At 36.9% G+C, this 12,563-nt stretch carries 9 protein-coding genes and 1 riboswitch; of the genes, 8 read left to right on the plus strand and 1 reads right to left on the minus strand.

The window, feature by feature from the left end:
• Window positions 1-114: 114 nt before the first annotated feature.
• Window positions 115-225, minus strand: a riboswitch (TPP riboswitch).
• 595 nt (window positions 226-820) lie between these two features.
• Window positions 821-1,945, minus strand: coding sequence for an IS110 family RNA-guided transposase (locus tag NST91_RS13540; RefSeq protein ID WP_341331555.1), 1,125 nt, complete (start codon window positions 1,943-1,945; stop codon window positions 821-823).
• A 325-nt stretch (window positions 1,946-2,270) separates the two neighbouring features.
• Between NST91_RS13540 and NST91_RS13545 the strand changes: the two genes are divergently transcribed.
• The 8 genes from NST91_RS13545 (at window position 2,271) to NST91_RS13580 (ending at window position 12,556) form a co-directional block, all read left to right on the plus strand.
• On the plus strand, window positions 2,271-3,377 hold the full coding sequence (locus tag NST91_RS13545; protein ID WP_341331556.1) for a DUF4145 domain-containing protein: 1,107 nt from the start codon (window positions 2,271-2,273) through the stop codon (window positions 3,375-3,377).
• Between the two features lie 560 nt (window positions 3,378-3,937).
• Entirely contained in the window at window positions 3,938-5,197 is a 1,260-nt protein-coding gene (locus tag NST91_RS13550) for an ATP-binding protein (protein ID WP_341331557.1), read from the plus strand.
• Window positions 5,198-5,401: 204 nt separating this feature from the next.
• Complete coding sequence (locus NST91_RS13555; protein WP_341331558.1) at window positions 5,402-6,775, plus strand: hypothetical protein; 1,374 nt, start codon at window positions 5,402-5,404, stop codon at window positions 6,773-6,775.
• Between the two features lie 290 nt (window positions 6,776-7,065).
• Entirely contained in the window at window positions 7,066-7,227 is a 162-nt protein-coding gene (locus tag NST91_RS13560; protein WP_165918134.1) for a hypothetical protein, read from the plus strand.
• Window positions 7,220-8,431 (plus strand): MFS transporter, encoded by a 1,212-nt coding sequence (locus tag NST91_RS13565; protein ID WP_341331559.1) that lies wholly within the window; start codon window positions 7,220-7,222, stop codon window positions 8,429-8,431. Before NST91_RS13560 ends, NST91_RS13565 begins: the two co-directional genes overlap by 8 nt.
• A 101-nt stretch (window positions 8,432-8,532) precedes the next feature.
• Window positions 8,533-9,228: a metalloregulator ArsR/SmtB family transcription factor gene (locus NST91_RS13570; RefSeq protein ID WP_341331560.1), complete on the plus strand. Its 696-nt coding sequence runs from the start codon at window positions 8,533-8,535 to the stop codon at window positions 9,226-9,228.
• Between the two features lie 495 nt (window positions 9,229-9,723).
• The gene (locus NST91_RS13575; protein ID WP_341331561.1) at window positions 9,724-10,914 is read left to right on the plus strand and encodes a M20 family metallo-hydrolase; all 1,191 of its coding nucleotides are present in this window, start codon (window positions 9,724-9,726) and stop codon (window positions 10,912-10,914) included.
• A 1-nt stretch (window position 10,915) separates the two neighbouring features.
• Window positions 10,916-12,556 (plus strand): helix-turn-helix domain-containing protein, encoded by a 1,641-nt coding sequence (locus NST91_RS13580; protein WP_341331562.1) that lies wholly within the window; start codon window positions 10,916-10,918, stop codon window positions 12,554-12,556.
• Window positions 12,557-12,563 lie beyond the last annotated feature (7 nt).

Consider the following 12,563-nt stretch of genomic DNA (forward strand, 5'->3'; position numbering starts at 1 on the left):
CTACTCCTTTTCGTCTAACAACTTGCAGCGTAAAAAAGGAATATAACGGCTAAAGCACAACAAAAAACCACTCTCCAAAGTAGGAAAGTGGTTGTTATGTATACACATAAAAAACGATTGCCTTAACCACATCCCTACGCAGGTACAAGCCTGTTCAGGTAATGAGGGTTTCAAAGTAAACTACTTTTTTCTCAGCTCTTATCAAGAGTTCCCCTAGTGAAAATACAAAACTATTAACTTATAACCTAAAATTACCACAATTCCGTCCAATTGAAAAGGCATAAGTTTCCAAGGGGTCAGAGGGACAGGTCCCTGATATGAACGAAACTGTCAAGTTCCCCTCGAATCCCTAATTATAATTGCCGTTTTTTGGCGCACTTAAGAAGAGAAGCATTTTTGGCTTCTTTTCTTTTTTATAAATGTTTGAGACATTTTATGTCTAGGGATTTCCCTTCTCAGCTTACTGACTACTCCTCAATCTATGGATTGCCTGTCAAGTGCTCTCCTTGACTGGTAATCCATAGATTGAGACACTTTTTTAAGCTGAGAATTAAATTCCTCCTTTATTCAGAAGTTAAGAACACGGCACGAAGGCAAAAGTCTAAGCTTCGGTAAGCACTCTGATATTCGTGGATTCTCACATTTTATCTTTCCGTATAAAGGATCTACCACCAACTCGTCACGTGCGTTAGCCTATTTAGACATAGCACAAAGGGACCACGTGGATTATCCTTTCCGGTGTTATACTTTGCCTTCGAGCCCTACTCTTAAAATCACATAATTTAACTGCAGTTTTTTATAAACGAATTTTTATAATAGATTAAGATTCAATTAAAACTCTAGAGTTTGTTTCTATTTCCTGCGTGACTGCCCAGATAAACCCAGCTAGTTCTCTTGCCACTGCCGTTACGACTTTCCCACTTTCTTTACCCCTTGATAATAATCGGAAATACTTTTTATGAAGACGATTTTGAGCTTTCCATGATATAGCTTGAACAACGGCCGACTGACCTTCTTGTCTTCTTTTTAATTCTCCTTTTACTGCAGGTTGATATCGATAACTCCAGGCTGCTTCTATCAGAAGACGGCGAACGTGTTTATTCCCTGTTTTCGTAATCTTACCTTGTCTTCGACTCTCACCACTAGAATATTCGCTTGGGATAAGACCTACATATGACATGAATTGTTTAGCCGAGGTAAATCTTTTAAAGGACCCAATCTCTGCCACTAAACTTGTGGCTGTAATAGTTGCCACACCTCTAAGCGATTGAAGTGCTTGAATTACAGGAGCGTGTAAACCTTCGGTTGCTTGGATATCTATTTCTTTCTCTAACCGTTTTATCCGTTGTTCGATCTCTTGAAGTTGATAGTAATATTCTTGAAATACAATTCTAGACGTAGAACGAGTAAATTCTAACTTGTTTAACCATTCCCGATACTTAAGGGTCCATTTACGAACATCAGTAGGAGGCTTAATATTGTGTCTTAATAAAAACTTAGTGAGTCGGTGTTTTGCCCTTAACTCATCCTCTTTGGCATCTTCGCGAGCACGAACTAAATCTCGAAGAGCTTCATCGTCTTCAGTTGGTACATAAATGGATGTTAATTCACCAGCACGGAATAATTGAGCAAGCCTAACCGCATCCCTTCGGTCTGTTTTAATCCGTTCTCCTGGCTTAGACGGGATTAGTGACGGTGCGATTACAAAACACTCAATGCCTAAACTTAAGAAAAAACGGTACAATGGGTAACCTGTTGGGCCGGCTTCATAACAAACTTTTATTTGTTTTTTATCTCCTAATTTCTTAACTAACTTTTTAATAGCTTCTAAGGAATGTGGGATCATTCCATAATATCTAGGTGCTTCTCTTCCTTCTTCAGCAATCGCAACAGAAATTTTTTCCTTTGAAACGTCTAAACCTACGTATTTTATGGTATCCTTCATAATATAACTAGCTCCTTTCGTAATGTAGCTCTGATTTGGTTTGGTTTTTAATTTCCGTTAAACAGTCTAACCAAATTAACCTACGGGATTACGACAAGGGGCTAGTTTCGTTCATGATAACTTGTCCCAGTTTCTTTGTTACCTCTGATGGCAATGTCTCAAATTAAATGGGAACTTACTAAACATTCGCAAATACCCGAATTCAGATATCCTCCTTGCTTGTCATCTGTTTTTCACCTAAAATAAAAGAATCTCTGGACGGCCTGAGTCTCTCTATATACAGATTCAGGCCTTCAGTTTGCATGTAAGAAAGGAACATCATGACATGAATTCATCTGAGTATTTTTATAGATTTCTAGAGCCGATATCCAAAGAATTAGCATTCCTAGCTGGGGAATTGGAACACTCCATTTTTACAAGTCCACGTACAATGTTAACTCATTCAAGGGTACTTGTTGAAAATATTCTGCAGCAGGTAATGGAATATGAAAAAATGAAAGAAGATCCTCGCATAACCCTAAAAGAAAGACTCACTCTTTTAGATAATGAAGGAATTCTAACATTAGAGATAAGGGATGCCCTTCATTTAGTTCGTCAACTAGGTAATCAAGCCTCACATGACAAGAGAAAGTTTCGTTATTCGGAAGCACTGTTATCATGGGAAGCAATTTACCAAATTGTGAGATGGTTTGTTGAAGTGTATAGCTCCTTATCAATCGAAGTACCAGCCTATCAAGATCCGACAACTCCAAAGGAAGAGCGTTACGATATTACCGAACTAGAGCTTCGGTTGAAATCACTAGAGGATGTATTAGTTACTTCTATGAAAAAGGGAACACCCGATACAAAGGTTCAAAATGAGGTTGCAGTTACGTCAGAAGCTGCTCCATCAAAAATGGGAGAACCGGGATATACAACGATTCGTACGATTGAGTATAAAGGGGATACGTTGGAAGTTCCATATTTTCTACGTGATGCCTTTTTGCTGCCACAACGATTCGATAAATCTGAGACTTTTTTAGTTAGACTGGGTGCTGAGCAGCAAGCACGTATTATGAGTGAATTACCAAGTAATCTCGAAGACTTGCATAAGCATGTCAAACGTTTTAATGAAAACAATGATAAACAATTTTTCGAGGAGTTAAAAATCTTTATTGAAGAAGAAAAGATTCGTAGAAAAGTAACTCTTGAACGACCAGGAGAATTGTTTTTATTTTACAAAGCAGATTACATGATCCTTACAGATTCTCTTAAACAGATACCTCTTACTAAAGACGAGTTTATAGGCGTACCAAGCCTTATTACACAATTAAACGAAGACGGAATTCATACAGTTGGCCAACTTCCGAAGGAGCTTGTGATTCTCGGAAAATATAAAAATGTTGGGGTTGTGAATGTAGCGAGATTGTTTGAGCAGTTGAAGGGGAAGTAAACCGATTTCGATGTTAATGTCACACATAAAAAATTATGAGCCACCCGGACTGGGTGGCTTTTTTACTAGTGACAGTAAATCTGGAATAGTGGCAGTATTTTTCAAATAGTGGCAGTAAATCCGGAATAGTGGCAGTATTTCCAGTTAGCAACAGTAAACTCGGCGGATTCTCAGTAATAGAGTGATATATCCATTTTACTTTCTTCAATCTTTTCATCTCTTAAGACATAAAAACTATCATTTTGTTGCAATTTGCAACAAAATGTTTTCAATTTCGGAAATAGTCTCAAAAATTTACTAAAACCATAATAAAAATACGACAATATGAGTAAAAAAAAGAAGGAAATTATTATTTTTTGACGAATTTATAGGAGCAATCCATTAGAGTGGCGAATTATCCCTCATAAATATTCCATCAGCAGTGGAATAAATTATTCGATGAAATCAAAAAAAGGTGAGTGCATAAACATAAAATAATTTCATAAACATTCTTTATTTATTAATTTTTTGTCGGATAGTTTCCTAAGATGATTCTTCTAACCAGAAACAGGGGGAATAATGTGTTTAATTATATAGAAACCTTATTATTAAATTTGCTTTTTTTGGTCGTTTTTATTTTGTTTATTCCTCATATCATTGAAACAAATGTTAAGAATTTGTCATGCCAACTAAAAAAGGGAATACAATTAATTTCGGTCATCATAGCCATGATTAGTTGTATGCTATTTCCGTTTCATATTGGTGATGAGATTATCTTGGATTTACGGACGGTTGCCATTATGGTTGGTGGTTTATACCTTGGGAGAAAAGCTAGTGTCACTTTAGTCGTTATTTTTCTAATCATTCGTCTTTATTTAGGAGAATTCGGAATTGGTTTTTATGCATCAGCCATTGCAAGTTTAATCATTTTATCTGTTATATTTCTAATTCGAAATATTTTTGATAGAGCTTCAAAGCATAGAAGAATCCTTATTGCATGTAGTTTTTCGTTCTTTATTTGTACATTTGTTTTAGTCATACGATTTTTGCTTGGACATTTACATGTGTCTGATTATAAGGTAATTATCACATTTTTCTTAGTTCATCTAATAAGTACATTCTTTATTGTGTATTTCTCTGAAATGCTACAAGAGAGCTCCTACACGAATATGCAAGTTATCAAAGCTGAGAAATTAGAGGTAGTTAGTCACCTTGCGTCAAGTATTTCTCATGAAGTCAGAAATCCGCTTACCGTAGTGAAAGGCATTTTACAGATGTTATATAAAAATGAATGGGACGAAGAGAAGAGAAATCAGTTCATCGAAATCTCTCTCCAAGAAATTGACCGAGCAAATGATATTATTGGAAACTATTTAACTTTTGCAAAATCCGTACATGAAGAACATATAATCGTAAATCTTGAGCAAGAACTCCAACGTTCGATAAATGTGATTACACCAATGGCAAATATGAACTGTGTTGATATCCATACCATGATTGAACCAATTCGTATGAAAGGAGATCCTCAACTTTTACAACAATGCTTCTTAAATATTACAAAAAATTGTATTGAAGCGATGCCAAACGGTGGAAATCTTTTTATACGTACAGAAGAAATGGTTGATGGTGTGGTTATTGAGATCAAAGATACTGGAGAAGGAATGTCAGACGAACAGCTTAATCGTTTAGGAGAGCCGTTTTTTACGACGAAAGGAAGAGAGGGTACTGGCCTGGGTATGATGGCGGTCATAAAAATCATAAAACTCATGAAAGGAAAATTAGATGTTACCAGCAAAAAAAACGAGGGGACACTATTCCGGATCTACTTTCCTCACCCCTAGTTCGGAGCAGGTTGCCTGACCCATATCTAGCTTGAATACAGAGAGTTAGCAGTTCTGCAATTTCCATAAATGGATGCAGAGCTGTTTTTTTGACGGCATCATTTCTTCTTTACTTCCAAGGAATATCTGGAAATTATCCTTGTAGTTTTTTTCTTCTATGCTATACTTTGATGTGTTTGATTTAACATCAAGAAGGAGGAAAAAATGAAACAATATCCATTGTTCCGCTATCTTTACATTTTTTATTCATTTGTATTTTTACTCCATACAATTAATATTTTTATAGATAGTAAGACAATCAATTACATACTCGGAGTACTTGCTATTATCATGCTCATTGTGTCATTTCCTTTAGCATCAGGGCTTTTCAAAATTCTTGGGGGAGCTTTTCTATTTATCGGAGGATATTTATTCTTTACAACAGGTCAGTCCTTTCATATTATTCCTAGTTTATTAACTTCGAATTTATCTCTATTGACATTACTAGCCATGCTGCCTTGGATGAATAGCATCGTAAGAAGTGGAAGATTTGATCGGAATATGAATCTACTAATGAGAGTGAACGTCTCAGATTTAGGGAAACTATACCCAAGAAGCTCACTCATTACGCATATTCTTGCGGCCTTTTTAAATCTATCTGCTGCAACCATCTCTCAAGATGTTCTTAAGAGTACATTATCATCTTTTAGTAAAGAAATTCGTAATTCGTTTATCACAACAGCTTCACTAAGAGGTTATTCATTAGCCCTGTTGTGGAGTCCGTTGGAGATTATGGTCGCAGTTGCTATATTTACAACAGGTGTTGAATACGTAACCCTCTTGCCTTGGCTCATTCTAATGGCAGTTATTGCGTTTATATTAGATTCTTTGTTTGGACGAATTTTTTATAAAAAATATAAGTTTGACGAAGTGACTACTAATCGTCAGCCAACAATCAATATGAAACAATTAGTGAGAAAGATGATACAGTTCGTCATCGCACTAGTCTTGTTCCTGGTTCTCGTTATTGTAATAGGAAATCTATTTGATTTAAGCTTTACGTTAACAGTAACAATTGTTATTTTCCCATTTGCTTTCATTTGGTCTTTACTATTGAAAAGACGAAGAAGTTTCTGGACAATTGGTTGGAATAATTGGAAAACAAAAACAAATACCATGCAGAATTTCATTGTATTATTTATCTCCTTGTCATTATTTTCGACTAGTATAGGAGATACATCATTTTTGGAAGTGATCCAAAAACCACTTGCCTTTGTATCGAATTATCCAATGTTAATCTTGTTCCTCATCCAAGTCATCTTTGTATTCTTAAGTATGTTTGGTATTCATCCGATTGCAACAGTGGGTATTTTAACAGGAATCGTCACTCCTATGTTTGAAGTGATCAATCCAGTAAGTATTGCGCTTGTTCTAATTACAGGTTCTGTGGCTACCTTTACAGTAGGAACGTACGGGTTACTTGTGACATTAACGGCCATGGGAACGGGTCAAAGCCCATTCCGCATTACCGTGCAGAATATGCCATTCGCAATCGGTATGTGGATTATCGGAACACTTGTTGCGTATTTGTTATTGTAATATTAAAATGAAACCGCTTGTTGGGACAGATTTATTCTGTCCCATTTTTTGGTTAGTGAGAAAAGGAATGACATGATCCACCATTCTCTTAACCTAACATCATATGCTGTCAATCCTCAAAATAGACCACAAATTCCGTAAAACTTTTCGAATAAATTTCCTCAACTTTACGAATAAATCTCGAACCTCTCCAGTAGTGTAGTAATACAACTATTCAATTGAATTATTTAATACTCGACAAAACCCGAAAGAGATTTGAACTGAATAGGTAACTATTTAGGAGGAATGTGATGATTGTTGAAGATATGAAACATTATCCATCGATTCTTAGGGTGCTCAGTGAAGAAAGGGTTAAAAATAAAGATAAGAATGAAAGCGTTATTAAAAAATACGAAAATGAACTATGCTTAGAGGGTACGGCAGTTACGTATACTGCTGCTTTAGATGAATAAGAATGATTCTCTGGAAAAAGGAAAATATCACACCAGTAAGTTAATTTTGTTATCACTTACCATGTTTGGCACAATGACAACATGGTTCTCAATGACTGCAGTTTTGCCAACTTTAATCGATTTATGGGAGTTGAGTAGCAGTCAAGTCAGCTTTATTACGATTATGGTCAATTTAGGATTTATTATCGGTTCAGTGCTGTCAGCATTTTTAAATCTACCTGATCGCATTGAACCACATATTTTATTCTTTTGGTCAGCTATACTAGCGGGAGTTACGACAATTTTAACCGCTTTACTAGCTAAAAGTTTAATTGTTGCATTATTGTTTCGCTTTTTTACAGGCGTTGCCTTATCAGGTGTATACGGTCCAGGGATGAAACTTGTTTCCACTTGGTTTAAAGAGAGGCGTGGGATGGCTTTGGGGCTAGTCGTGGGTGCACTTACGATTGGTTCAGCTGGACCCCATTTTTTTAAAGGAATCGGGTTCTCGTCATGGGAACTGGTCTTATTGATAACGGGATTATGTTCCATATTATCTGGTTTCTTAATGCTTCTCGTAAAAGTAGGACCCTATGCATTACCCACTGGAAACTTTGATCCAAATGCGATTCCTCGTGCTTTTAAAAATCAAAAGGTACGCCTTGCGAACTTTGGTTACTTTGGTCATATGTGGGAGCTTTACGCGATGTGGTCCTGGTTTGGGATATTTTTAGCAGAGAGCTTTAAAACAAGTGGGATTGTAAATTTTTCTACATCCGCTTCAATTGTAACATTCGTAGTAATTGGTTCCGGTTTCTTTGGAGCTTGGTTTGGCGGTTTATTTGCCGATCGAATTGGCCGAGAAAAAGTAACATTATGGTCATTAGGGGTTTCTGGGACACTCACACTTTTTATAGGATTTTTCTTCGGTAGCTCACCCTGGATTATCTCCATTTTAGGAATCATCTGGGGAGTAAGTATTATTGCAGATTCTGCTCAGTTCTCAGTACTTATCACCGAGCACGTCGATCAGCGCTATGTCGGTTCATCATTAACAATCCAATTAGCACTAGGTTATGTACTTACGATTATTGTCATTTTCCTCGTACCCTTAATCGAATCAGTTATTGGTTGGGAATATACATTTTTGATCCTATTACCCGGACCTGTTTTAGGATTCCTTTCGATGTATCGATTACATCGAATAAAAACTAGATTTACATGAAAATAGTTGGTATGAAACTGTAGGTTTTCTATTAAACTAGATATATAGTAGAAGTCCTTCGGAATGTATTAAATGAGGGGGGATAAATCCAGGAGGTCATGATGGATAAGAGAGAATTTAACGATACAATCTATTATTATTTTTCTAGAGTCGGAAAGGCGTTAACGAGTCCGAAACGAATGGAGCTTCTGGATTTGTTGACGCAAGGTCCCAAAACAGTAGAAGCACTATCGAACGAAACCGAAATGAGCATCGCGAATACATCTCAGCACCTACAGGTTCTCCTAGATACTAAACTCGTAAAATGCCGTAGACGGGGAAACTTCATGGTCTACTCATTGGGAAATACAAAAGTTTGTGACTTAATCCAATCTTTACAAAAAGTAACGGAAGACAGATTTGATGAAGTGCGCCAGATGCGTACTGAGTTTATCGAAAGACCAGAAGAAATCGAAAGTCTAGAGTTGGAAGAGTTTTTAAAAATGGAAGATTTTGATAGCTATTTGGTCGTCGATGTTCGGCCAGAATCTGAGTATAATGCTTCGCATATAAAGGGTGCAATATCAATACCATATGATTCCTTTATGGACAGAGTCAGCGAACTTCCGACAGATCGTCGAATTATTGTCTACTGTCGTGGTTACTACTGTGTACACGCAACAGAGGCTGTTCAGTACCTTTCGACACAGGGATACCAAGCGATCCGACTAAATGCCGGAATCCAACACTGGAAGCGTGCCGTTGGGACAGAGGGACAGGTACATCGTCCCACCCAGCACGTTTCTGACTTTTGTTAAATGTTGATTGATTAATATAGTTTGTACGGAGGTTGCTAATGCAACCTCTTTTTATTGGCTCTATTCTAAAAGATTGTTGCCTTCTTATAATAAAAACAAAACTAGTTGTTTGGAGCGTAAGGTGGCGACCTGTCCAGTTGCAGCGGCTAGAAACTCGAGATCAGAGGCAAAATACGCCTCTTTGTCGGAGTCTCCGACGCACAGGACGTGGCGCTTTAGTCGGCCAATTTTCTCGTTTCTGTGCTAGGCGCCTCCACATTTCGTTGAAGAGGCTCAAGCCACGCCCGCGGAAAGCGTCCACCTGAAGCGGAAGTCAACGATATAAAAAAAAAAGTTTGCGAAAATAGCCTTTTTAATTAAAAGGCAAACTGTCGGTTTTCTCAAAAACAAAAGCTATTGGATAATTAACAATTTTTCTTCTATAATGAAAACAAGTTCTAGAATGGGACAAGGGACCTGGCCCCGTGACCCAAGGGTAGTATAGAGGAGGAAATTATGAGTTTTCCAAAGGTTTACGTAGAAAATATTAAAAAGAATCTATTACATATTGGATCTATTAATTCCGGTAATATTGGTTATAATCGTTTAGCTTTTTCAAATGAAGAAAAAAAGGCAAACGAATGGTTAGAAGAGCAGTTAAAGGACCTAAATTTATCTGTATATAAAGATTCCATTGGTAATGTACATGGCAGATTAGGTAGCCTTGATAAACCTGCAATTGCTTTTGGTTCACATTTAGACACTGTAAAAAATGGTGGCCTTTATGATGGAGCATTGGGTGTAATAATTGGCCTTGAGTGTCTGAGAGTGCTAAAAGAACATGGCTATCAAGGAGTTCCACTTGAACTTATTAGTTTTGTCGGTGAAGAAGCGAATCCATTAGGCGGTACATTTGGAAGCAGAGCGACAGCAGGGTTAATTAAAGATGGTGATGTATCAGATGTGGAATTGGAGAAATTTGACCTTAACATGTCCAAAATTAAAGAGGCTAGAAAAAGTGACAATGCCTATCTATCCTTTTTAGAATTACATATTGAACAAGGAAGTGTGTTAGAGACTACGAACAACCAGATTGGGATTGTGACTGCCATAGCTGGCATTTCAAGAATGCATGTTCATGTTATTGGAAAAGCAAGCCATTCTGGCACTACCCCTATGAACGCTAGGAATGACGCTTTAGTATCTGCTGCCTCTATTATCCAGTACGTTAGTGAACGAGCTACTAAGCAAAACAATGATATTGTTGCGACTGTCGGAAAGTTAGAGGTTTTTCCGAATTCGGAGAATGTAGTACCTGGTGATGTTCAATTAACGATTGAGGTCAGAGGTAGCGATTGGCATGAGATGAAGGAATTTGAACAACGATTAACAGACTGGATGAATGCAAACCATCGAGTTGAAATAGCAGTGGGTGTACAAAAGCATCCCAACACTTTATCTGAGAATGTCCAAAAAGCAATAGAGAAGACTTGTCAAAACTCAAAAGTAAATTATCACTATATGGTGAGTGGTGCAAATCACGATGCGAACTCATTAACCGAATTAACAGAAGCAGGGATGATCTTCATTCCTAGTAAGGATGGCCTTAGTCATCACCCTGATGAGTATAGTTCATGGGAAGATATTGAGGTTGGTGCCAATGTCATGCTTCAGACTATTTTGGAACTTTCGAAAAAGGTGAATTAACTTGAACTTTCAGCAAATCGAGACATCCTATCTGGACTTACATAAAGCTAAGAAACTATTAGAAATCAATAAGTTGCTTACGCAGTCGTTACATTTACAAGATGTGTTGCAAAACTTAATTACTGCAGCAAGTGAATTGGTAAACATTACTGATACGTTTATTATTTATTTATATGACGAAAATACTGGAAAGCTTAAGTTTGAAGAGGGTAAAGGTGTTGATGTAGAAAGTTTAAGGAAGCTTTCCCTTGATCCCGGCGAATCCATAACAGGCCAGGTATTCACCAAAAAGAAGGCCATCCTCTTTAATTCTGAGCAAGAAATTGATGAATCTATGAGTACAATGTCTCCAGAAAACTATCATTATTATTTGAAGGGTGTACATGGTCGGAAAATTAAAAGTGCTTTTTGTGTTCCGATCGTTTACAAAGATCATTGTTTCGGTATCCTAATCGTCGACAATTTTAACCATGATGGTCTTTTTTCAATGGCTGATATGGAAGTTATAAAAAATATTGCCGACCAAAGCGCGATCGCAATTGAACATTCCCGGGTTTATAATCATTTGTTGAAGAAGAATCAATTATTAACCGATTCAATTTCAATTCATAAAAAATTCTATCAAGTGATTATTGAAGGCTATGGAATCAAGTCAATCATTCCGTTGTTAGAGGAATTGATTCAATCTCGGGTCATCTACCATGAGACCAACCTTTTTCAGAGGAATGACCGCTACTTTCCCATTGTACGTGGCCAAGAAATTCTAGGGGTACTTGAACTGGAGAAACCTTTTGCTGCATTTGTTGAAAACGAACAAATCATTATTGAGCATGCAAGCTTAGCGATGGCGCTTGAAATAACGAAGGATAGTGCACTCCTTGAACAGGAGCTGCATTTTCGGAATGAAGTGTTTAATCAGTTGTTAAATGAGGTCCAACATTATGATGTCGGACGGATTATGCATTATTTAAAATGGGATCAAACAAATGACATTCAATGTATAATTGTTGAAAGTGCAGTAGATTCACTCTGGAAAAATAACAAAGTAAAAGAAAAGCAATGGCTCGTCCTATCTATTGAGAAGATGCTGAATAACATATGTAACAAAAGTTTTGTCGTCACTCATACGTTTCAGCTCATAATCCTTCTTCCAGGAGTGACAGACACGGTAATTAAAAAAATCATTCAAGAAGTCGAGTCAATTTTAAACAAAGAAAAAATCATAGTTGGAATTGGACGAAAAACTTCCTTGCAGCAATTAGCCACATCCTATCAGGAAGCACTACGTTCCATCAGCTATGCAAAGACCTATAAGACCTCAAACATCATTGAATATTCGAAACTCGGTATGGAACGACTATTCCATGAAATGGAGCAGCATACAATTGACATGTACATTCAGGATAAAATCGGAAAGCTCTTAAATTCAGATGCCAGTTTACTAGAAACATTGCTTTGTTTTATTTCCAAAAATAAAAATCACAAGGAAACGGCTACTGAGCTCCATATCCATGGAAATACATTATACTATCGCCTTAAAAAGATAGAAGAAATTCTTCAATCTAGCTTAAACAATGAAAAAGATTGGGTCGACCTCATGATTGCGACTCAATTATATGTAGCGAAACAGAAAAATAGATAGCAATGGA

The sequence above is a fragment of the Ferdinandcohnia sp. FSL W7-1320 genome, assembly GCF_038050315.1.
Taxonomy (GTDB): domain Bacteria; phylum Bacillota; class Bacilli; order Bacillales; family Bacillaceae_L; genus Ferdinandcohnia; species Ferdinandcohnia aciditolerans.

Coding starts and splice junctions, on each gene's coding strand:
- NST91_RS13540 (WP_341331555.1), bottom strand. CDS start 1,945: ATGAAGGATACCATAAAATACGTAGGTTTAGACGTTTCAAAGGAAAAA.
- NST91_RS13560 (WP_165918134.1), top strand. CDS start 7,066: ATGATTGTTGAAGATATGAAACATTATCCATCGATTCTTAGGGTGCTC.
- NST91_RS13570 (WP_341331560.1), top strand. CDS start 8,533: ATGGATAAGAGAGAATTTAACGATACAATCTATTATTATTTTTCTAGA.
- NST91_RS13565 (WP_341331559.1), top strand. CDS start 7,220: ATGAATAAGAATGATTCTCTGGAAAAAGGAAAATATCACACCAGTAAG.
- NST91_RS13555 (WP_341331558.1), top strand. CDS start 5,402: ATGAAACAATATCCATTGTTCCGCTATCTTTACATTTTTTATTCATTT.
- NST91_RS13545 (WP_341331556.1), top strand. CDS start 2,271: ATGAATTCATCTGAGTATTTTTATAGATTTCTAGAGCCGATATCCAAA.
- NST91_RS13575 (WP_341331561.1), top strand. CDS start 9,724: ATGAGTTTTCCAAAGGTTTACGTAGAAAATATTAAAAAGAATCTATTA.